The organism is Cellvibrio sp. KY-YJ-3 (assembly GCF_008806955.1).
Classification (GTDB): Bacteria; Pseudomonadota; Gammaproteobacteria; order Pseudomonadales; family Cellvibrionaceae; genus Cellvibrio.
In genome coordinates this window covers 299,562-320,473 of sequence record NZ_CP031727.1, presented here as the reverse complement: position 1 = coordinate 320,473, position 20,912 = coordinate 299,562, and the positions used below count along the sequence as shown (strand labels likewise).

General features: G+C 50.2%; 18 protein-coding genes. 9 read left to right on the top strand and 9 right to left on the bottom strand.

Annotation, left to right across the window (positions count from 1 at the left end):
- Positions 1 to 52: 52 nt before the first annotated feature.
- The 4 genes from D0B88_RS01480 to leuS form a co-directional block, all read right to left on the bottom strand.
- Positions 53 to 835 (bottom strand): GDSL-type esterase/lipase family protein, encoded by a 783-nt coding sequence (locus D0B88_RS01480; protein ID WP_225318480.1) that lies wholly within the window; start codon positions 833 to 835, stop codon positions 53 to 55.
- A 147-nt stretch (positions 836 to 982) separates the two neighbouring features.
- Positions 983 to 2,032 carry a DNA polymerase III subunit delta gene (gene holA, locus D0B88_RS01475; RefSeq protein ID WP_151054492.1) on the bottom strand — a complete coding sequence of 350 codons (1,050 nt, stop codon included), beginning with the start codon at positions 2,030 to 2,032 and terminating at the stop codon, positions 983 to 985.
- A 1-nt stretch (position 2,033) separates the two neighbouring features.
- Positions 2,034 to 2,573, bottom strand: a complete 540-nt coding sequence (gene lptE / locus D0B88_RS01470) for an LPS assembly lipoprotein LptE (RefSeq protein WP_151054490.1) — start codon at positions 2,571 to 2,573, stop codon at positions 2,034 to 2,036.
- Between the two features lie 40 nt (positions 2,574 to 2,613).
- Positions 2,614 to 5,076 carry a leucine--tRNA ligase gene (gene leuS, locus D0B88_RS01465; protein ID WP_151054488.1) on the bottom strand — a complete coding sequence of 821 codons (2,463 nt, stop codon included), beginning with the start codon at positions 5,074 to 5,076 and terminating at the stop codon, positions 2,614 to 2,616.
- A 139-nt stretch (positions 5,077 to 5,215) separates the two neighbouring features.
- On the opposite strand from leuS, the gene D0B88_RS01460 reads away from it, so the two are divergent.
- The 6 genes from D0B88_RS01460 (at position 5,216) to proB (ending at position 10,085) form a co-directional block, all read left to right on the top strand.
- Positions 5,216 to 5,566, top strand: coding sequence for a hypothetical protein (locus tag D0B88_RS01460; protein ID WP_007640042.1), 351 nt, complete (start codon positions 5,216 to 5,218; stop codon positions 5,564 to 5,566).
- Between the two features lie 171 nt (positions 5,567 to 5,737).
- Positions 5,738 to 6,664 carry an alpha/beta hydrolase gene (locus tag D0B88_RS01455; RefSeq protein WP_007640046.1) on the top strand — a complete coding sequence of 309 codons (927 nt, stop codon included), beginning with the start codon at positions 5,738 to 5,740 and terminating at the stop codon, positions 6,662 to 6,664.
- Positions 6,665 to 6,840: 176 nt separating this feature from the next.
- Positions 6,841 to 7,158, top strand: a complete 318-nt coding sequence (rplU, locus tag D0B88_RS01450; RefSeq protein ID WP_007640048.1) for a 50S ribosomal protein L21 — start codon at positions 6,841 to 6,843, stop codon at positions 7,156 to 7,158.
- A gap of 16 nt (positions 7,159 to 7,174) precedes the next feature.
- Positions 7,175 to 7,435, top strand: a complete 261-nt coding sequence (rpmA, locus tag D0B88_RS01445; protein WP_007640051.1) for a 50S ribosomal protein L27 — start codon at positions 7,175 to 7,177, stop codon at positions 7,433 to 7,435.
- Positions 7,436 to 7,618: 183 nt separating this feature from the next.
- The gene (gene cgtA, locus D0B88_RS01440; protein ID WP_151054486.1) at positions 7,619 to 8,821 is read left to right on the top strand and encodes an Obg family GTPase CgtA; all 1,203 of its coding nucleotides are present in this window, start codon (positions 7,619 to 7,621) and stop codon (positions 8,819 to 8,821) included.
- 139 nt (positions 8,822 to 8,960) lie between these two features.
- Positions 8,961 to 10,085: a glutamate 5-kinase gene (proB, locus tag D0B88_RS01435; RefSeq protein ID WP_151054483.1), complete on the top strand. Its 1,125-nt coding sequence runs from the start codon at positions 8,961 to 8,963 to the stop codon at positions 10,083 to 10,085.
- 36 nt (positions 10,086 to 10,121) lie between these two features.
- On the opposite strand, the gene D0B88_RS01430 is transcribed toward proB, so the two are convergent.
- Together D0B88_RS01430 and D0B88_RS01425 are read right to left on the bottom strand one after the other, a co-directional pair.
- Complete coding sequence (locus D0B88_RS01430) at positions 10,122 to 12,107, bottom strand: S9 family peptidase (RefSeq protein ID WP_151054481.1); 1,986 nt, start codon at positions 12,105 to 12,107, stop codon at positions 10,122 to 10,124.
- Positions 12,100 to 12,555, bottom strand: a complete 456-nt coding sequence (locus D0B88_RS01425) for a hypothetical protein (protein ID WP_151054479.1) — start codon at positions 12,553 to 12,555, stop codon at positions 12,100 to 12,102. The genes D0B88_RS01430 and D0B88_RS01425 overlap by 8 nt, the downstream gene beginning before the upstream one ends.
- A 292-nt stretch (positions 12,556 to 12,847) precedes the next feature.
- Between D0B88_RS01425 and D0B88_RS01420 the strand changes: the two genes are divergently transcribed.
- A complete protein-coding gene (locus D0B88_RS01420) occupies positions 12,848 to 14,605 on the top strand; it encodes a hypothetical protein (protein ID WP_151054477.1) in 1,758 nt (585 codons plus the stop codon).
- A gap of 73 nt (positions 14,606 to 14,678) precedes the next feature.
- Here the strand turns inward: D0B88_RS01420 and D0B88_RS01415 are convergent, their stop codons facing one another.
- From D0B88_RS01415 to D0B88_RS01405, 3 genes are all read right to left on the bottom strand, one after another.
- A complete protein-coding gene (locus tag D0B88_RS01415) occupies positions 14,679 to 15,284 on the bottom strand; it encodes a PEP-CTERM sorting domain-containing protein (RefSeq protein ID WP_151054475.1) in 606 nt (201 codons plus the stop codon).
- Between the two features lie 51 nt (positions 15,285 to 15,335).
- Entirely contained in the window at positions 15,336 to 17,852 is a 2,517-nt protein-coding gene (locus D0B88_RS01410) for an ExeM/NucH family extracellular endonuclease (protein ID WP_151054473.1), read from the bottom strand.
- A 136-nt stretch (positions 17,853 to 17,988) separates the two neighbouring features.
- The gene (locus D0B88_RS01405; protein WP_151054471.1) at positions 17,989 to 18,504 is read right to left on the bottom strand and encodes a MarR family winged helix-turn-helix transcriptional regulator; all 516 of its coding nucleotides are present in this window, start codon (positions 18,502 to 18,504) and stop codon (positions 17,989 to 17,991) included.
- A 336-nt stretch (positions 18,505 to 18,840) separates the two neighbouring features.
- Between D0B88_RS01405 and ectA the strand changes: the two genes are divergently transcribed.
- Complete coding sequence (gene ectA / locus D0B88_RS01400; RefSeq protein ID WP_040391182.1) at positions 18,841 to 19,431, top strand: diaminobutyrate acetyltransferase; 591 nt, start codon at positions 18,841 to 18,843, stop codon at positions 19,429 to 19,431.
- Positions 19,432 to 19,614: 183 nt separating this feature from the next.
- The gene (ectB, locus tag D0B88_RS01395; protein WP_151054469.1) at positions 19,615 to 20,889 is read left to right on the top strand and encodes a diaminobutyrate--2-oxoglutarate transaminase; all 1,275 of its coding nucleotides are present in this window, start codon (positions 19,615 to 19,617) and stop codon (positions 20,887 to 20,889) included.
- The last annotated feature ends 23 nt before the right edge of the window (positions 20,890 to 20,912 follow it).

Here is a 20,912-nt window from a genome sequence, read left to right as displayed (position 1 = left end):
TCTTGGGCAGGCACTTTCTTAATAGGTACTATTTTAAGTAGACACTACAAATTTATTGCAGCAGTTGTTTGATGTCCGGCAACATGGCGTCGGCCCAGATTTGATAACCCTTGGGTGTTGGGTGCAGAAAATCTGCCATGATTTCAGGTGAAATACTGCCATCTTTTTGCAGTAACGCTGCGCCATAATTTTTAAAGAAAATATATTTTTCATCGCCGAGCTTGGCAATAATAGAATTAAGTTTTGTGACCATGGCGCGCTTGGGTGAGTCGGCTTTTTCTTCAAAGGGCAGTACGGCGTTTAATAAGATTTTGCTGTGGGGCCAGGCTAATTGGAGTTGCTTGACAACTGCAGTGACACCGGCGGCGGCTTGCTCCGGTGTTTCGTTATAAAGGCCGAAATTATTTACGCCAATTAACAGCACAATTAATTTGGGTTGTAACTGACCTATAGTGCCGTGCTGCAGGCGCCACAGTAAATTAGCGGTGCCGTCGCCACCAATACCAAAATTGGCTGCGTTAAGGGGCTTGAAATTTTTCTCCCAAATTTGCCAATCCCATCCGGCGGTAATTGAATCACCTACAAACAAAACATCTACCTGATCGTGTTCGGCGACCAATACATCTTCGGCGTGCATACGATCCCAGGTGGCAACGGACATCCATGAGTATTCAGTGGAGCGTTTAGTGGGCGTCGTGCCAGCGGAGACTTGTGCAGTCTGCGCATAGCTCATGTGGCAGAGGGCGCTTAAGGCAATAACCGAAGCTGCGCGAATAATAGAGCGGGAGTACAAATACATGGCAAAAATTCCTGCAGTAAAGTTAAAAATAACCATTATCGCCATCTGGGCGATAAGGCATAGGTAACGCAGGCTGTGTGTTTTTTGAAAATCGCGCTTGTGGCGCATTTTATTATTAATACTTATTGATACTGTTTTTGCGAATCGTGTCATTAATTTTTGAATTCGCACTGCCAGTAGTATTTAACTTTTCAAGCTTAGTCGCTCATTGTGCATATTCAAACTTTGCACCCCAGCGATATTTAAAATTAAATCTAATAATTCATCCCATGGGTCGGCATTGCGCATACCTTTGACGGCTTTGTCGATGCCATTGGCTTTGCGCAGCAATTGCTGTAATTGTGCAGGCTTTAGGCGGCGCAGTGCGGCTTGAATAAGTGGCTGGCGTTTATCCCATACCCCCGCCTGTTTGGCGGCCCACTCAAAATGTTTACCTTGGGCAACCGCTTGCGAGATTTGAATCAAGGCGCGAATTTCGCGGGTCACTGCCCAGAGCACATTGATGGGTTCGGTACCTTCGGTTTTTAAACCTTGCAGGGTGCGCACGGCAGCGCGGGCATCGCCGTGCAGGGCTTTGTCGGTAAGGCCAAAAACATCGTAGCGCGCGCTATCAGCGACTACGGAGGCCATCAGTTCATAACTGATGCGATTATCGGTCGCGAGCAGCTTTAATTTTTCAATTTCCTGCGCGGCGGCGAGCAAGTTGCCTTCAATACGCGAGGCGAGCAAATCTATGGCGTCGCTATCGGCATGTAAACCGGATTGCTGCAGGCGCACACCAATCCAGCGCGGCAACTGAGCGGGTGTTACTGGCCAGACTTGAATGTGTTGTCCTGCATCTTCAATGGCCTTGAACCATTTGCTTTTTTGCGTGGCGCCATCGAGTTTTTCGGTGACGATTAAGAGCAAATTATCAGGGGCGGGTGACTGGGCGTACTCTTGTAAAACCTTGCCGCCTTTATCGCCTGGCTTGCCGGAGGGCATGCGTACTTCAATAATTTTTTTCTCGGCAAAGAGTGACAGGCTGTTTGCGGCGGCGAGTAATTGCCCCCAATCAAAGCTGGTATCTATGTGGTACAGCTCGCGCTCGCTAAAACCATTTTTACGCGCGGCGGCGCGGATTTGATCGCAGCATTCCTGAATTAGCAGCGGTTCGTCGCCGGACACCAAATAAATAGCGCCCAGTTGTTTGCCCAGTGCGGCGGACAGTTGTTCAGGGCGCAGTTTGGGCATATCAGTTAGCGTCAGCAGCGGGCGCTTTGACGGGCAATGTTTTGACCGACAGGGTTTTGGTGCGACGCAAAATAGTTTGTGCTAATTCACTGCGCATTTCCTGCAGCACCAATTTTTCTTCTTGTGCGGCACTGTTGGCATTGTTCACATCGTAGTTGTAAGTGCGTGAAATACGCGCACGGGTATTCAGTGGAGTGATGACGCCTTCGGTATTGCTAACGACATAATCCATGCTGAGAATAATTTCATAGGCGCTGGTCAATGCATCACTACCCACACCTGCGGTGCGTTTATCCATTATCTCTGCTCCCAAGGTCAGGGTCAGGGAGTTGGCGGTAGCACTGTTAACTTCATTGATGTTGAAGCTATTCAGTGATTGTCGCAGGGCGTCCATCAAGGGCGAGTGGTTATCCTCGGCGTCGATTACTAAATCCAGCGGGGTTGTCATCGCCAGCTTATCGCCGCCGGCTGTAGAGCCGCGTAAATGCCAGCCACAAGCGGTGAGGGTGAGCACTAATAAACTGACGATGATTTTTTTCATAACACTCTCATGTAGTTCTCCCTTGTAAAAGGGAGGGGTTTTAATTGGCAACGATATTCACAAGTTTATTGGGGACCACAATGACTTTGCGCACGGTAATGCCTTCCAGGAATTTTTGTACGTTTTCCTGTGCAAGCGCCAGCGCTTCCAATTGTTCTTTGGGTGAGTCGATGGCTGCATCTAATTTGCCGCGCAGTTTCCCATTCACTTGAATAACGACTTCCACGGTTGAGCGGGTCAATGCGCTTTCATCAAGGGTCGGCCACTTTTCATTGAGTGGAATGCTCTGGTGACCGAGCGCTTGCCAGAGTGAATGGCTGATGTGCGGCACTATGGGGGCGAGCAACAAAATCGCCGCTTCCAGCGCTTCGCGTTCAACGGCGAGTCCAAGTGGATTAGCGCGGTCGGCGAGTTTGCTGGTCTCGTTGAGCAATTCCATGGTTGCGGCTATCGCGGTGTTAAAGGTTTGGCGGCGGCCGTAGTCATCGCTGACTTTTTGGATGGTCTCGTGGGTTTTGCGGCGCAAATCTTTCTGTGCTTGCGGTAAATCAGCAACGATTAATTTGCCCGGTGTACCCGCATTGATATGGCCTTCAACGGCTTTCCACAAACGACGCAAGAAACGGTTTGCACCTTCCACGCCTGAATCGCTCCATTCCATGCTTTGCTCTGGTGGTGCGGCAAACATGGAGAAGAGGCGGACGGTATCGGCGCCGTATTGGTTGATCAGCTCTTCCGGGTCAACGGTATTGCCCTTGGATTTACTCATCTTGGTGCCGTCTTTCAACACCATGCCCTGGCAGAGCAAGCGCTCGAAGGGTTCATCGCAGCTCACCAGACCTTCGTCGCGCATCAACTTGTGGAAGAAGCGCGAGTAGAGCAGGTGGAGAATGGCGTGTTCGATGCCGCCGACATATTGGTCCACCGGCAGCCAGTAATCGGCGGCGGCTTTGTCGAGCATGCCGCCTTCAAAATTGGGGCAGGTGTAGCGTGCGTAGTACCAGCTGGATTCCATAAAGGTATCGAAGGTATCGGTTTCGCGCTCAACCGCTTGGCCATCCAGCTCAGCTTTGCGCCATTCAGGATCGGCTTTGATCGGCGAGTGAACGCCATTCATCACTACATCTTCCGGCAGCAACACGGGAAGTTTGTGTGCGGGTACCGGAATCTCGCCGCCGTCGGGCAAATTGAACATGGGGATAGGCGCGCCCCAGTAACGCTGACGCGATACACCCCAGTCGCGCAGGCGATAGTTGGTTTTTACCTGACCTTTGTTGGCCATTTCCAGAGTGCTGGCGATGGCATCAAAGGCGGCGTTGAAATCCAAACCGTCGTACTCGCCTGAATTCACCAATACACCTTTTTCAGTGAAGGCGGCTTTGCTCAGGTCGATGGCTTCGCCATTCTGCGGCGCAATCACTGGAGAGATTGGCAGGTTGTATTTCTTCGCAAATTCATAATCGCGCTGGTCGTGCGCGGGTACGGCCATTACCGCGCCTGAGCCGTAATCCATCAATACATAGTTGGCGATCCACACTGAAACCGGCTCACCGGTGATTGGGTGTAGCGCTTTAACGCCGGTATCGATCCCGCGTTTTTCCATGGTCGCCATATCGGCTTCCGCGACGGATTGCACTTTGCATTCAGCGATAAATTGCGCGAGCGCTGGATTAGTCTCTGCTAACAATTTGGCAATTGGATGCTCGGCGGCGAGGCTCACATAGGTCACGCCCATAATGGTATCGGGGCGGGTGGTGTAGATATCAAAACCGGTAAATTCGCCAACAGGTGCAGCGAGATCAAAATGCATATCCAGACCGCGACTTTTGCCGATCCAGTTGCGCTGCATGGTTTTGACTTGCTCGGGCCAGTTGGGCAGTTTGTCCAGATCGGCTAATAATTCTTCAGCGTAGGCGGTGATTTTGATAAACCACTGCGGGATTTCTTTGCGCTCAACCAATGCGCCTGAGCGCCAGCCGCGGCCGTCGATCACCTGTTCGTTCGCGAGTACAGTGTGGTCAACCGGGTCCCAGTTCACCGTTGCCATGCGCTTGTACACCAGACCTTTTTCGTACAAGCGGGTAAAGAACCACTGTTCCCATTTGTAGTATTCGGGCTTACAGGTGGTCAGTTCGCGCGACCAATCAAAGCCAAAGCCGAGTTGCTTTAACTGGCTGCGCATATGGTCGGTATTGGAATATGTCCAGGCTGCCGGTGCGGTCTGGCGCTGCAGCGCGGCATTTTCAGCGGGCAGGCCAAAGGCGTCCCAACCCATTGGATGCAATACGTTTTTGCCTTGCATGCGCTGGTAGCGGGCGATCACATCGGTAATGGTGTAATTGCGCACGTGCCCCATGTGTAGCTTGCCGCTCGGGTAGGGAAACATCGCCAGGCAATAGAACTTTTCTTTGCTGCGATCCTCAATAACCTTGAAGCTTTGGTGTTCTTCCCAGTACTGCTGGGCTTGGGCTTCAACTTCGGCGGGAGTGTATTGTTCTTGCATGGGGCGCTCTTGCATTGGAATCTAAGGCCTATACTGAAGGTGGAGTTTTGCACTCAATGTTGAGAAAGGCGGTGATTATAGAGGCTGTACTGCCTATGTGGGTATAAATATCTTGAAGCGCTAGCGGGAGTTATTTGCCATGAAGCCAACGAATAATCCAACCAATAAAGCTGCCGACAACCCCTACCATGTCAGTCAGCTCGATTTGCCCTTCAGCCCCGAGGAAACGGGGGCTCTGGGCGCGCTTAAACAGGAGGTTGACGATCTGGTCAAGCTCGAGCTTACCGCCGAGCAGATGGTGGGTGAAGAGGTGGATTTAGCCAAGGCTTATATTCGCGAAGACGCACACAGCATCTGGTCGGATTTGAAGCTTGGGCTTTATGAGTGGGAGCTGATCACCAGTGATTGGCTACTGCGCGCCGCTGACCCAACGCGCGTGGATTGGCAGTTGCACCACTGGTGGGGCGACGACGAAACCCATCTGCACTAAGCACTGCTGAAATTTCCATTGCAGCTGTTATTATCAGTTCGCCCGGCAATGTACCGGGCGATTTTATTGATAAAGGCGGGGCGCCAGTAACAGGCAGTTTTCCGTCGCTCGGCAATAGTCAAACCGGTCAACACAATAATCATTAACCGGCGTCCCTGACGAGATCTACCTATGGCTGTTATTAATCGCGTTTTCCTGTTTGTCTGCTGTTTGTTTTGTATTGGAGTAACTACGCAAGTGTTTGCCGAACAACCCTCTACCCCGCGCCCTGTGGGTGCTTTTTATTTGTGGAATGAAAAGCCTTTGGTCAGTCCCGACCGCGAACATGTAAAGGATCAGCGCGTTTATAGTGTGGATAACGCCTCCATGACGCCCTATTGGCCGGAGGCGAGCAAGGCCAATGGCGCCGCGATTGTGATCTTCCCTGGCGGTGGCTACGTTCGTTTGGCAATTAACCACGAGGGGCACGACATCGCCAAATGGTTTGCCGCGCGCGGTGTGGCAGCGTTTGTGGTCAAGTACCGTATGCAGGAGCACGGCTTTCCCGCGCCTTTGCTTGATGGTTTGCGTGCGGTGCGTCAGGTGCGCCAGCATGCTGCGGAGTGGGGGATAGATCCCGCTAAAGTGGGGGTGATAGGATTTTCCGCCGGTGGTCATTTAGCTGCCAGTGTCGCTACCCGTTTTGACTTTGCGGGCGACAACACTGATCCACTGGCTGACATTAGTGCGCGCCCGGATTTTGCCATTCTCGGTTATCCGGTAATTACCCTGGAGGGCTCTGATGCTCACGCTGGCTCGCGCAAGGCATTGTTGGGCGACCATCCCGAGCCGCAATTAGTGAGTGATAACTCACTGCAGAAGCAAGTCAAAGCAGGGGTTCCGCCCGTGTTTATGCTGCATGGTGTGGGCGATCAAGCGGTGCCTGTCGGTAACAGCCTGATGTTTTTTGCTGAGGTGCAGAAATACAGTAAACAGTCGGAGCTGCATGTCTACAACTCCACTATCCACGGTGTGGGCATGATTCAAGGGCAGGGTACTGTCTCCAGTTGGCCGCAAGCGCTGGAGTTGTGGTTGAGTGCTCTGCAGATCATTAAATAGGCAAAAACTGCGATGGCGATGGTTTTTTAGCTTGCGATAATCTGGCGGCTTGGCATACAATCGCCGCCCCTGAAAACCGGTATACGACGCTAGTCCCAAATGCCCAGGCATATCGCCAAGCTACTTCGTGTCGTCCAAGTCCAGATTCGTCTGGATAAAAGTATGGAGCAAAGTAAATGAGTGCATACGCAATATTTGAAAGCGGTGGTAAGCAACATCGCGTAGTTGTGGGTGAAACCCTCAAACTCGAAAAAATCGATTTCGCTACTGGCGGCGTTGTTGAATTCAACAAAGTGTATCTGGTTGCTAACGGCGCAGACGTCAAAATTGGCGCTCCTGTTGTTGAAGGCGCAACCGTTACTGCTGAAGTAGTTGCTCATGGCCGTGCCGACAAAGTGAAGATCATCAAATTCCGTCGTCGTAAGCACCACATGAAGCGTCAAGGTCATCGTCAGTGGTTCACCGAAGTGAAAATCACTGCTATCAAAGGTTAATTGAGGAGGCTATAAAATGGCTCACAAGAAAGGGGTTGGTAGTTCTCGTAACGGTCGCGATTCAGAAGCGAAACGCCTTGGTGTTAAAGCTTACGGCGGCGAGTTGATTTCTGGCGGCAGCATTATTGTTCGTCAACGTGGCACCAAGTTTCACGCTGGTGTAAACGTAGGTCTGGGTAAAGACCACACTCTGTTCGCGAAAGTGGACGGTACTGTTAAGTTCGAAATTAAAGGCGCTTTTGGCCGTCAATACGTAAGCATCATTCCTGCTGCTTAATATTGCGCTAAAAAACTAGCCAAGCTTACTGCTTGCAGTGGGCAAATGAAGAACAATAAAAAAGCCCTATCGTTCACGATGGGGCTTTTTTATATTCAGGACGATATGCAGGGTTGCTATCCAGTTCTGACGATTTGCGTTAATGATTTTATTGTATTTATTTTTATTCCTGTGGAGTGATTTGTGAAATTTGTTGATGAAGCCCCTATTCATGTCGAAGCCGGTAATGGTGGCAACGGTTTCATGAGCTTCCGCCGGGAAAAATTTATTTCCAAAGGCGGCCCGGACGGCGGCGATGGCGGCGATGGCGGCAGTGTTTATCTGGTGGCTGATGAAAACCTGAACACCCTCATCGATTATCGTTTTGTGCCCAAGTATCGCGCCGAAAATGGCCAGAAAGGCGGCAGTAAAGATTGTACCGGTGCCAAAGGTGCCGATCTGTTTCTGCCCGTGCCCGTAGGCACCACGGTAATTGATACCGATACCGAAGAGGTTTTTGGCGATTTGACCGAACACGGTCAGAAATTAAAAGTGGCGCAGGGTGGTTTCCACGGTTTGGGTAATACCCGCTTTAAAACCAGTACCAACCGCACACCGCGCAAAACATCGCCCGGTACGGAAGGCGAAATGCGCAACCTGAAACTTGAATTAAAAGTATTGGCTGATGTAGGCATGCTCGGCTTGCCCAATGCCGGTAAATCCAGCTTTATCCGCGCGGTCAGTTCCGCCAAGCCCAAAGTGGCGGATTATCCCTTCACCACACTCGTACCCAATCTCGGGGTGGTAAAAGTGCAGCAGCACCGCAGTTTTGTGATCGCCGATATTCCCGGTGTGATCGAGGGTGCCGCCGAAGGTGCTGGTTTGGGGGTACGTTTCCTCAAACATTTAACCCGCTGCCGCTACCTGATGCACATGGTGGATATGGCGCCGGTGGATGAATCCAATCCCGCTGACAATGTACGTATCATCGCCGAGGAGCTGGCCAAGTTCAGTCCGACCCTCGCCACCCGCGAGCGCTGGTTGTTGCTCAACAAAATCGATTTGCTTCCGCCCGATGAGGTGGAGGCGCGCTGCCAGGCGGTGGTTGATCAATTGAACTGGACTGGCCCGGTCTATCGTATTTCGGCGCTCAATCGCGAAGGCACAGTGCCATTGATTGGCAAACTCATGGATAACCTTGAAGCAGTCTGGGAAGAGGAAAAAACCAATCCGGAAGCGCGCGAGCGCGAAGAGCAATTGCAAAATCAGATGGCGCAGGAAGCGCGTGATCGCATTGAAGAGCTGCGCGAAATCGAGCGCGAAGCGCGTCGTGCACGCGGCGATGTGGAGGATGATAACTTCAATGAAGATGATTACGACGTAGAAGTTATTTACGTTGGTCACTAATTAAATGCGCGTTGATTTTGCGATTAGTCAGCGAAAAAAAATAGTGTAATCTCACGCCCGGGTCTCGTTCCGGGCGTGTTGCATTATGCGCCCGGTGTTTGCATAAAAATTTAACAATTATTCTTGAGCGCATCTCTTCATGAGCAAAAGAAACATCATTCCCCAAGCTAAGCGCTGGGTAGTAAAAATCGGCAGCGCTCTCCTTACCAATGATGGTAAAGGTCTTGATGCTGAGGCCATTGCCGGTTGGGTCAAACAAATGGCTGAGCTGCGTCTGCGCGGCATTGAACTGGTATTGGTCTCATCCGGCGCCGTTGCCGCTGGCATGCGCCGTTTAGGTTGGGCTGCGCGCCCGACTGAAATTCATCAGCTGCAAGCGGCGGCCGCTGTTGGTCAAATGAGTTTGATTCAAACTTATGAAGTGGAATTCCAGCGCTACGGTTTGCTCACCGCACAAGTGCTGCTCGACCACGACGATTTATCCTCTCGCCAGCGCTATTTAAATGCGCGCTCCACCTTAAAAACCCTGGTGGGGTTAAATGTGGTGCCGGTGATTAACGAAAACGACACAGTGGTTACCGACGAAATTCGCTTTGGCGATAACGACACCCTCGGTGCGCTGGTGGCCAATTTAATTGAGGCGGATTTGTTGGTCATTCTCACCGACCAAAAAGGCATGTACGACAGCGACCCGCGCTCCAATCCCGATGCGCAACTGCTGAGTGAAATCGCCGCTGATGATAATCGCCTGGAGCAAATGGCTGGGGGTACTGGTGGTGCCTTGGGGCGCGGCGGCATGATTACCAAAGTGCGCGCCGCACGAGTTGCTGCGCGCTCCGGTGCCGACACAGTAATTGTGGGAGGGCGCATTGAAAATGCATTGCTGCGTATTGCGGACGGTGAAAACCTAGGCACTTTTTTGTGGGCCGAACAACAGCCACAAGCCGCACGCAAACGCTGGATCTCCGGCCAGTTGCAAACCCGCGGCACCATTATTCTGGACGACGGTGCAGTGCGCATGGTGCGCGAGAAAGGTAAAAGTATTTTGCCAGTGGGCGTCAAAGAAGTGCGCGGTGATTTCACCCGTGGTGATATGGTGATTTGCGAAGATTTAAACGGCAAAGAAATCGCGCGCGGATTAATTAATTACCACGCCGATGAAGCGCGTAAAATTATCGGTAAACCCAGCAGCCAAATCGCGGATGTTTTAGGTTATCGCGATGATAACGAATTGATTCATCGCGATAATCTGGTTGTCGGCTAGTTGTGCTTAGGCGCCCCTTAATGCGGGCGCTGTGCACTACAGATTTTCTTTCAAAAACGTCAGGCTTGGCGTTAATACTTTTATTGCGTCAGCAGTCGAGTTGAAACTGTGGCCCAGGCCTTCTACCGCAATTAACTTCGTAGATTTATCGGCTTGGTCGAGCGCCAATTTGAAGCGTGAGCTATGCTCCAGATCTACTATCTCATCTTTTGTCCCGTGGATCAGCAGTAGTGGTTTCTGCAATTTTGCTGCATTAAATACCGGCGATATTTGTTTTAGTGAGTCGTACTCTGTCTGGTAGTCACCCACATTTTCCTTAAACCACTGGTGTTCTTTTTCCGAAAAGTGTGACGATTGCAAATGCAGGTTCACATCGTAAACACCGGCGATTGCAACTCCGCACCTATAGGTTTCCGGATGCTTTATTAGCAGCATAGATGCCGCATAGCCGCCGTAACTAATGCCGAACAAGCACACACGCGTATTGTCGATCTCATTGCGGGCGAGTGCAGCCAGAGTCGCAGTGTGAATATCTGTTAGCATCAACTTCCCCCATTGCTTCTGCCCCGCTTCCCGCAACTGCTGGCTGCGTCCACCTGAGCCGCGAAAATTCACGCGCAGCACAGCATAGCCCTGGCTAACAAATAGCTGAGTGAGTTGATCGTAATAGGGGCTATCAAAAACACCAAAGGGGCCGCCATGCGGCATAACTATTAACGGTGCTTTTTGGATCGTTGATGGTAGGTTTAACAAGTAGGGAATCTGCAGTCCCTCCACGTTGACTACGGCTTCAATTTGCTGATTACTTAATTTTCCTGAAAGCCAGGGGTATTTTTCACCGATTAACTTTCTTGTGATCGGTGCTTTTGTTTCCAGTAAAAATTGACCTGGCTGGTTATGGGCTTCTTCATAAATTAATAGCTGCCGCGAGTCGGCGCTGGCGTCGAGAGTTAAGCGTAATCCGTTGTCTTGTTGTGGCGATGAGGCTTCACCGCTAATTGGCTCCATCACAATGCGTTCATTATTAAGTGTTTGAACGCCGATTAACTTTCCGTCTGGTGAGAATGTTAAATCAACAATTTTGAACGCGTTTGTTTCATAAACTAAACGATAAGTTTTTGCAGCGTAATTCACCAAGTACAGCGATTTTGATTCAGCTTCATCGCGGTCAAGACAATAAAATTCGCCCGTATTTGGCCCTAACGCCAAAGGCAAAAAACGCGTTAAGTTTTGCGCTGCATCTTGCCTGTCAGTTTTTTCAGGTTTATATAAGTTCCAGGAAAAAATAGCGGTTACTTTGGCGTCCGGTTGCAATTGGCTCAGGGTCAAGGTATCCCTTTGAGTAAAGTGCAATACCGCACTGAATTCGCCTTGGTTGTTGCGGAGCCAGCGCGTGGCATAACCGTCAACTTGTATTAATTGGTTGCTGGCAACGAACTGGCCACCGTCGATTTTATTGGATTTACTCAGTGGTGCTTTATCCGGTTGAAGTAAATCAATCCTGATGCGATAAACGCGTGATTGCGGTCCGCTCTGTGCGTAGAGCAATTCCCCGCTGGTATTGGATTGTGTGCCCACTAACCAACCGGGTGTTTTCACACTTAAAATTTGTGTGGCTGCACCCAGCGGGACCTGTGTGTCCAGAATTAACAGGCGGCGGGAAATTTTGGAATCGATAAGGTCGGCAATGCCTGCTTTGGGCTGAATAAATTGGATAGCCACGTAGCGGTTGTCCAGCCAGCCCATGCTGCCAATTTTTGCATCGGCACCTCCGTAGATTGAGGGAGAAAAGAGGAGTTTTTCTTCAGTTCTGGCTAGCTCTCTGAGCGTGAGTTGCTGGCCTTGGTCGTGGTCATTAAGAATTAATACCGCTTTACCATCCGGTCTAAGTGCCATTGAGTTTATTTGTGGTGTTTTGAAAAATGCTTCAACACCCACTGCGGCGTGTGCGGATATGTTGGTAAAGATTAGTAGCGCAACTATATAAAAAAAATGCAATCCGAGAGTTACTTGTTTAGTCATCACTCGCTCCTGTCAGTGCGGGTTCTGTGGTGAGTATGTGCTCCTCGGCGAAATCATCGCGCAGGGTATTTCCGGCGACCAAAGGATAGAGTGCGAGGCTTGAACTCAGCTCTCGCTGAATAAGCGGCAGGTCAGTGGCAACGCGATTGAGTTTTCGAACACTGACTTGGCGCTCGGTACGTTCGCGTTCTATTTCCATTCGCCCTGCATAGTTTATTTGATTAGCTTGAATACGAATGCGCCAGCGCGGATTTTTTGCGGTATCCATGGCGTGAGGTAAATCAAAATAGGGAACATTAATTTGGGTGATTTGATATTCGCCCTGCGGCAGTGGGCGCAGCAACCAGCGGCCATGAGTAGGGGTCAGTTTGATATCGAAAGCCTTGCTTGATCTGCCGATTTGTTTCAGCGTCATGATGGCGGCCGAGGCTTTGATGTCCAAATTCATTAATAAAAATCCATGCCCTTTTGCTGGGGCAGAAATCTCTATTTGGTCCGATGCTTGAGTCGTGGGCGGGAGCAAATGGCTCATTCCCAAGAGGCAGATAAACAACCAAACACTTGTGGTGCGGGAATGCTTTTGCTTAGGGGGTAATTTAGTTTTATCGGTATTGAATAACATAAATGCTCATGATTGCTTAGCTAACCCAAGTTGGCTATTGTGCTGCGCCCAACAACTAATTGGGTTAGGTCTGGGAAATTTAATAACACGCGCTGTCATCGAAATGACGGGAGTCTTTATGTCCAAGTATTCACAGTTTTGCAAGGTGTTTTTCGTGCTGCCATTGGCCTTTGCAGCATTATTATTAACGGCCTGCGTACCTTCAGCGGTAAATATGATGCCGCCTGTGACCAGCCAAACACCACTCACAACGGACGGCATAGTGGTTGCTCGGGTGATCAATGCTGGTGGTTCACTATTACCGTTTAATCAATTTACTATCACGCCTAAAGGCCTCAATGAGTCGGCTGCCAACAAGTCGCCGCGTCTGACCTCCTTGCCTGAAGTCAGTGGCAGTAGTTCGCTATTTATTTCTGCTGTTCCTGCGGGTGAATACTCCGTTGATAGTGTGCGAGCGTTTTATGTAATTGGAGAGTCTTTTTATTCGCTTTGGGGATCAGGTGGCGTTGATCTGGGCGTGTTCAATGTGGTACCGGGAAAAATCACTGATCTGGGGACTTTTATTTACTATCGCAAAGTAGACGGCGATAAATATTCCGATCGTTTAATTCGTATTCCGCAAACAGATAACCGTATGTTTATTCAGACCTATCGTCCTTTTTTAAAATACGACACTGCAGCGGTACAGACTTGGGTTGATGATGGTTCGGACACCGAACGTTTTTCCAACTACGTTGCACTTGCGCAAAACCCAACGTTATTTTCCAAACGTTATTTAAGTGCGAGCGGCTCCCTCTTTTTATTGGGGAAATTGGGCTCAATATTGGAACGTACACCAACAGGTGACTGGAATCAGGAAATGTTGGAGACGAATTCAGACTTGAATACCATCGCCCAAAATGCCAGAGGTGATTTGTTAGTCGGTGGTGAACAGGGGGCTCTCTTTTATAAAGCCCGAGCGGGGCAGTGGCAGGATTTATCGCTAAGTGTAGATACCGAGATTGGCGCTGTGCAGTGGCTATCATCCGATGACGCTATGGTATACAGCATTCAAAATGAGGCGGTGACAGTCTGGCGCGGCAATCCGGCGCTGGCAAAGGTGAATTGGACAAAACAACTTTCCTATATTGCCAATCAGGGTTGGCGAGATGCCAATGGGCAGGTGTTAGCCACTGGTGAGGTGCAGGCTACTAATAGCAAAAGTAAATCGCGTGTGAAGAATGTGCGTTTGGAGAATTTCCTCGGTGCCGACTATGTTCGCATTGGTGTGCAACGGGCAGGTTTTGATAATCAATTTGATATCTTTGATACTGTCGATCAAAAACTGTTTAGCATCACCGCCAACCAGCAACTGACCTATACCACTGCCGTTGCCAACAACATCGACCGGATTATTCCTGCCGGCAATGTCAGTTTGGGTGTTGATGTGGCGGGCTTTTGGTCATGGACAGGAAAGGATGCTTACCATCGTTATGATGCCGAATCAAAACAATGGATAGATATAAAAACATCGGTGACTAATTGCCCTGGCGTTAAGGCGAGCGTCAAGAGCTGTAAGATCAACGGTAAAACTATGCGTCGCACCAGTGGTTTCGATTTTATTTCCACTCCGGTATTTGTCTCGCCACTCAAAGGTTTTGCGTCGGTGCGTCCAACGTTGGTGGGGGAGCGCACACCCTATTTGGCGATAACATCTGACGGTGGACAGAGTTGGATGAAACTTGCTGCCGAGTATCCCGGCAAGTATTGCACTGATATGGTTCCAGAGGTATCTGACAGGATCATGTTGTACTGCGGTGGGGTCTCTGGCGACTTTTATGAGTCCCTTGATGAGGGAAAAACCTGGCGGCATGTTCGCCAGCATCAGATTTTCTAACGCGTTAATCCTATAGTGTCGCGCATTAAAAAGCCCAGGTAGCAACTCAGACCTGGGCTTTTTTGTTGTGTATTTACTTCTGCGATTGCGCTAGTTTGTTGCGCAGTGCGATAAATGCAATCATTCCCAGTAGCAATAACACGCTGGATGGCTCCGGTACGGAAACGCTGTTGACCACCACGGATAAATTGTTAATGGGTGCAATAAATAATTCCTCGCCATAGGCATCGCTCACTGAGTTGGCGGTCAATGAAAAAATACCGCTGCCATTGGTGATGGTGTGTAGCAGTACACTGAATAAAATAAACTCTCCTGCTTGCAGTAAATTCAAATCTGCTACGCTATCGAAAGATAATTCAAATAAATTTAACCATCCGTTGCCAGAGTTGCTGTCCTGAAAGCTGCCGTAGTTCATTAAGTCCAATTGATTACCTTGTATGGCGTCGCCCCACATGATGCTGTGAATAGCAAACAGGTTCGGGTCGTAATTAAAGTCGAGGTCGTAAGCGCCGAGTGATGGTGAGCTGCCATGGTTCAGCCCGCTAATGCGTACGTCGATTGCAAGCGTATCGCCCAGGGTTAAGGCATTTTTATCGGTTGTTAATTCGATATTGATGGCATTTGCATTCAGCGACAATGCCAAGCCAAGGGTAACTAAAAGTGCTAGTACTTTTTTCATAAAAAACTCCGGTTAAGAATAAGCGCCTCCCTTTACGGGAGGCTTTGTCAATTAATGAGTGGCGCAACCCGGGCGAGTGCATTGCAAGGTGAGTGCGCGTGCATCCAGTGCATTGATGACACCGTCGCCGTTTACATCGCGTTGATCAAATGCAGTTGGCGTTACCCCACGTGCGCTGGTGACGAGTTGCACATCGTTTTTATCCACATCGCCGTCGCCATCGAGGTCCACAATTAATTTCAATGAAACTACTAACGGATCATGATCGGATGAGCGATATGCGTCGGCGCTATACAAGTTGGCAATTTGTGTGGGCGATTTAAATTTAGTGTTGTAGTCGAGGCTGATAGGTTCGTCGGCATTGATATGCCAGTCAGCAGTGAATAACACTTGTGGTGTTAATGAACTGCTTGCCAAGCTGTGATCCAAATAACCGGCTTGCCCATCGAACACATAAGAGTAAGCACTGCTGCCGCCGAATTTATGAATCAGGTCGGTATAACCCGCATTGATAATCTGGGTGATGGGATCTTCTTTGGCGTACGCATTTAAATCACCAATGATTAAATAATCCGGATCATTAACGCCGGTTGGATTGGTGCTCAGCCAATTCACCAGAGCGGTGGCGGCTTGGGTGCGAGTGATATTGCAGTTGCCCTGACTATCACCGATGTCTGTATCGCCCAGGTCATTACAATCTGAACCTTTGGATTTAAGATGATTGACGACAACTGTCGCAATTGCACGGTTGCTGTTGGCGCGAAAACTTTGCGCGAGCGCGGGGCGATTTTTGGTGTCGATAAATTGCGGGTCAATGCTTGAATCCAAAATTGCGGTTGTGCCAATCGCAGTAGCTTTGTCGCTGCGATAAATAAACCCGACCGCAATTTCATCGGTGCCGATTTTATTTACGCCTGGATTGATATATTTCCAAGTGTTGATTCCGTTGGCGGTATTCAGTGCTGACGCTAATTCGGCAATTGCGCTGGTGCTGCTGTAACCATCGTTTTCAATTTCAATCAGGCCAATCACATCTGCGTTCAAACCCACCAGTGCGCTGACAATTTTGGCTTTCTGCCGTGCAAATTCCGTGGCGTTGTTGGCGCCGCGTGCAGTGGGGAAACCGCCACCAGTGCCGTTGCCGTTGAAAAAGTTTAAGACGTTAAAACTGGCGATTTTTAAATTCGCCGCTGAATCTGTTACCGGTGCGAGTGGGCGGGCATTAGTGTGTAAAAAATTGGGTGTGGCGGTGGGTAGTATGCGATACACACCAAAATCGTAAGTGATCACACCTTGCAGATTCGCCACTGTATCGCCGCTGCGCAGTGTGTTCTGTGCAGACAAACCGGGTGCGGGGAAAATAACCGGATCAGGATTTTGTAGATTGCTGGCGTCATCCATCATCAACTTATTTAAATTATTTTGCGCTTGTAATGCATTAGCCGCTGCGCCGGGTTCAACCACATTGGTGGGCTGTTGCAAACGGCCATTGGCGAGCAGCACTTGACCGAAGCGACCTAATTGATAGGTTTCGTTTACGGTGAGTGTTTGTGCAATAGCCACGGACATACCTTCAATTTTTTCAAAGGTATCCAGTGAGGTAACCGGCAGTGAAAGAGTGACTGGCGTCGGCAGGGCTTGATTGCTCGCGCACACGGCTACCGTTGTTTCGCTGAGTTGGGTTAATTGAAAAGTCTCTGCGACTTTCCCATATACGCGTACCCGATCACCCACTGCAACAGGTGTAGTACTGGCGATATAAATGCCTTCGGATGTGTCTGCATTGCCATCGCTGTCGGCATCTTCTTCCTGCACAAAAAATCCACCGAGCTGATTGGTATTTTGGAAATCCGCAACCACGATGGCTTCAATACTGACACTGTTACCCAGTAGCGGGCTGCTCGCGCCGGCGCCCTGAACAGTGCTGATCAAGGTGGCAGCGTCGCCGCAACTGCCGGTTGTTCCGCCGTTGTCGCCGCCATTATTGCCACCGCCATTGCTGCTGCCTTGATAGGTGCCGAGGTGATCAAAAGTATCTTGTGCGAAACCTTCCCACTCCAGCGCGGGGTCAAAACTGTTATTGATGATTGCATCGCCAGCGGTGATGGAGGTTTTGCGGCGCAGAGTGTTGTCGGCGGTGCTGGTAAAACCAGTGCCCCATTCGCTGCCGGGGTCAACGCCGACTTGTCCGATGCTATCCAAAATTGTGTTGCCATTTTTCAGCACAATCGCATCGTCACCATTAAACCAGCCGGAACTGTTGGTTTGGTTGGCAAGGGCAAGAATGCTTGCATTGGCGCTGCCATGGGCGAGTACAAAGACGCCGTTTGCGGGGATGTTGCCGGTGAGGTTGATGGTCAGGCCAGCGCTATTGCTGCCGTTGAAATACATCTCTACTTTATGGCCGCTCAGGGCGATGTCATTGGGGCTGCTGTTGTAGATTTCCAATGCTTTATTGTTGCTGCTGCCTTCTATGTATTCAGAAAAATACAGCGTGGCGGCGGCGGGGAAGCTGGCGCTTGCAATCAAGCAGGCCAGCGACAGGTGAATCGCTTTTACTGAACTCATGGTGTGCGCTCCCTTGGCAAATGCCCGATATGGGCAATTAACTGTGTCAGGGGCGCAGCTTAGGTGGGCTTTGTTACGGAGCTGTGGCGGGATTTGGACTATTTGGTGATGTTTTTGTGACTATCCCCTGGGGGCGTCAATTTTGTGGGCCCTGTTGGGCGATTGTCGCTTCCTCTACTTCCACCCTGTCCAGCGAGCCTATGTCCAAAAAGGGCGAGGCATCAATTGCTTCGGCATCCATCATTTCTGCCACGCGCTGCAGCGAAGCGATAATCATGTGCTGCTCCCAGCTGTGCAGCTGGTCAAACTTGCGCACAAAGCTGTCTTGCAGCGGGGTGGGGGCGGTATCCAGCAGGGCATTGCCGCTGTCGGTAAGCTGCGGATGAATTTTGCGTTTATCGGTCAGCGAGCGCACCCGCGCAATCAGGCCACGGCTTTCCAGGCGATCCATAATGCTGGTGACTGTGGCTTGGCTCAGGCTCATGGCGTCCGCCAGCTCTTTTACTGTGCCGCCCTGCTGGCTGCGGATCAGCTGCAACAGGCGCAGTTGCGGGCCGGTGACACTGGCGGTTTTCACCAGTTGGCGCGAGTGGAGGTCGATGGCGCGAATTACACGGCGCAGCGAAGTGAGTACCTGGTCGATCTGGTTCATTTAGGGTGTCGTCAGTAAGGGTTAGGGGGCGGAGATAGCAGCATGCCTGTGAGAGTGCTTCTTGTCATCCTCAGTGCAAAGGCCAGGTTATGTCACAAAATTATCACTAGACCTGTGCTGATAAATTTTGTACTATCAAAAATATACTTTGTGTACTAAGTATATTTTAAGGCAAAAAGTTTGATTAAGTGCCAATAAAAACGATTTTTTGCTGTTAATTCGATGTTTACTAAATTTTAATCCTTTCTTAAAGCCTTTTAATCTATTAAAAAGGCTTCCAATTGATTAGTGTTGTAATAATATTGCCGCTATCAAAGACGCACTATGGAGGTTTTTATGAACGCCAGAAACGATCTTTTATGGGACACCCTGGAGCTGCGCCACCCTCTACCAACCGATGGTTATGCTCTCAACCAACTGGTTGCTGCCAGCCCACCGCTAGATACCAACTCCGTCTACTGTAATTTGCTGCAATGCCAGCACTTTGCCGATACCTCGGTTGCCGCCCTGCTCAACGGGCAGTTGGTCGGTTTTATCTCGGCTTATTGCCCGCCGAATGACAGCGAGACACTCTTTGTGTGGCAGGTTGTGGTGAGCGAGGCAATGCGTGGTTCCGGCTTGGCCAAGCGCATGCTCACGTGGTTGGTGGATCAGCCGGGCACCGAAAAAGCTCAGCGCCTTACGACCAGTATCACCCCCGATAATCACGCCTCCTGGGCGCTGTTTGAAAGTTTTGCCCGCGACTGCGGCGCCATCCCCGTGAAAAGTATGATGTTTGATCGCGATCGCCATTTTGGTGGCGAGCACGACGACGAATACTTGCTGCAAATTGCCCCGTTGCCCAACCGCCCCGACAAATCCATGGCCTATCACCTGGACGATTTGCGTGCAGGTTTGCGCTGCTCCAACCGGCGCTGGCTGGATTGATGATGGGCAACGCGCGCGGTGCAACTCGTTGCCCGCGCTGCGAACATCACCCATAAACCGTTAAACCTTGCAGGGCCAAGCCCTACCCGAATGGTGATACCTCTGTATCGCCACGGGAAACTGCTATCCAAAATTTAGCTATTCCCATTAGCACAAATCATATTCACCAAGAGGATGACGACAATGAAAATTTTTCAACAAATGGAATCGGAAGTTCGCTCTTACTCTCGCGCTTTTCCCGTGGTATTTCACCATGCGCGCGGCAGCTATTTATTTGATGATCAGGGCAAAGCCTATCTCGATTTTCTCGCCGGTGCCGGCTCGCTGAATTATGGTCACAATAATCCGCTGCTTAAAAAAGCACTAATGGATTATATCGAGCAAGACGGTATCGCTCATGGCTTGGATATGCACACCCAGGCGAAAGCAAAATTTCTGCACAGTCTGCGCGATATTATTTTGGCGCCGCGCGGTTTGGAATATCGCGTGCAATTTACCGGGCCGACGGGCGCCAATGCAGTTGAAGCGGCATTAAAAATTGCGCGCAAAGTCAAAGGCCGCAGCGGTGTGATTGCGTTTACCAATGGTTTCCACGGTGTCTCGCTTGGCGCGGTCGCTGCCACGGGCAATCAACATCATCGCGGTGGTGCGGGTGTGCCGCTGAACAATATTGAGCGCATGCCCTTTTGTGGTTATCACGGTCGCGATGCCGACACCCTCAAAATGATGGACAAATTATTGTCTGACCCTTCCAGTGGTGTGGATATTCCCGCCGCTGTGATTATTGAAGTGGTGCAAGGTGAAGGCGGTTTAAATGTTGCGGCCGATTCCTGGTTGCAGGGTTTGCAAAAATTGTGTCGCAAACACGACATGTTATTAATTGTCGACGACATTCAAGCAGGCTGCGGCCGCACCGGCAGCTTCTTTAGTTTTGAAAGCAGCGGCATTAAGCCAGATATTGTCACTTTGTCAAAATCCCTCAGCGGTTTTGGTTTGCCCTTGTCGATTGTGTTGTTAAACCCCGCGCTGGATCGCTGGTTGCCGGGCGAACACAACGGCACCTTTCGCGGTAATAACCATGCCTTTATCACCGCGACAGCGGCGCTCGAAACCTATTGGCGCGACCAACATTTTGCGCAGGAAATTGCGCAGAAATCCCTCATCGTACAGCAGCAATTAAAAGCCATGCTCGATGCATTCCAGCCGCTCACCCTGCGCGTGAAAGGGCGCGGTTTGATGCAGGGTATTGAATGCGCCAGCGGTGCTATTGCCGATTCGATTTGTCGCCATGCATTTGAACGCGGTCTGGTGATTGAAACAGCCGGTAATCAGGGGCAGGTAGTAAAAGTGTTTTGTCCGCTCACGATTGGTGAGGAAGATCTGCGCAAAGGCTTGAAAATTCTTGAGCTAAGTTTTGCGGCCACCATGAGTGAATATGTCGCGCGTAAAACGGCATAAGTCTTTTGGCCTGATTAAAAAAT

Bases quoted from the DNA above. Each gene is read 5' to 3' on its own strand.
- D0B88_RS01480 (WP_225318480.1), bottom strand. From the start codon at position 835: ATGGTTATTTTTAACTTTACTGCAGGAATTTTTGCCATGTATTTGTAC.
- holA (WP_151054492.1), bottom strand. From the start codon at position 2,032: ATGCCCAAACTGCGCCCTGAACAACTGTCCGCCGCACTGGGCAAACAA.
- lptE (WP_151054490.1), bottom strand. From the start codon at position 2,573: ATGAAAAAAATCATCGTCAGTTTATTAGTGCTCACCCTCACCGCTTGT.
- leuS (WP_151054488.1), bottom strand. From the start codon at position 5,076: ATGCAAGAACAATACACTCCCGCCGAAGTTGAAGCCCAAGCCCAGCAG.
- D0B88_RS01460 (WP_007640042.1), top strand. From the start codon at position 5,216: ATGAAGCCAACGAATAATCCAACCAATAAAGCTGCCGACAACCCCTAC.
- D0B88_RS01455 (WP_007640046.1), top strand. From the start codon at position 5,738: ATGGCTGTTATTAATCGCGTTTTCCTGTTTGTCTGCTGTTTGTTTTGT.
- rplU (WP_007640048.1), top strand. From the start codon at position 6,841: ATGAGTGCATACGCAATATTTGAAAGCGGTGGTAAGCAACATCGCGTA.
- rpmA (WP_007640051.1), top strand. From the start codon at position 7,175: ATGGCTCACAAGAAAGGGGTTGGTAGTTCTCGTAACGGTCGCGATTCA.
- proB (WP_151054483.1), top strand. From the start codon at position 8,961: ATGAGCAAAAGAAACATCATTCCCCAAGCTAAGCGCTGGGTAGTAAAA.
- D0B88_RS01430 (WP_151054481.1), bottom strand. From the start codon at position 12,107: ATGACTAAACAAGTAACTCTCGGATTGCATTTTTTTTATATAGTTGCG.
- D0B88_RS01425 (WP_151054479.1), bottom strand. From the start codon at position 12,555: ATGAATTTGGACATCAAAGCCTCGGCCGCCATCATGACGCTGAAACAA.
- D0B88_RS01420 (WP_151054477.1), top strand. From the start codon at position 12,848: ATGTCCAAGTATTCACAGTTTTGCAAGGTGTTTTTCGTGCTGCCATTG.
- D0B88_RS01415 (WP_151054475.1), bottom strand. From the start codon at position 15,284: ATGAAAAAAGTACTAGCACTTTTAGTTACCCTTGGCTTGGCATTGTCG.
- D0B88_RS01410 (WP_151054473.1), bottom strand. From the start codon at position 17,852: ATGAGTTCAGTAAAAGCGATTCACCTGTCGCTGGCCTGCTTGATTGCA.
- D0B88_RS01405 (WP_151054471.1), bottom strand. From the start codon at position 18,504: ATGAACCAGATCGACCAGGTACTCACTTCGCTGCGCCGTGTAATTCGC.
- ectA (WP_040391182.1), top strand. From the start codon at position 18,841: ATGAACGCCAGAAACGATCTTTTATGGGACACCCTGGAGCTGCGCCAC.
- ectB (WP_151054469.1), top strand. From the start codon at position 19,615: ATGAAAATTTTTCAACAAATGGAATCGGAAGTTCGCTCTTACTCTCGC.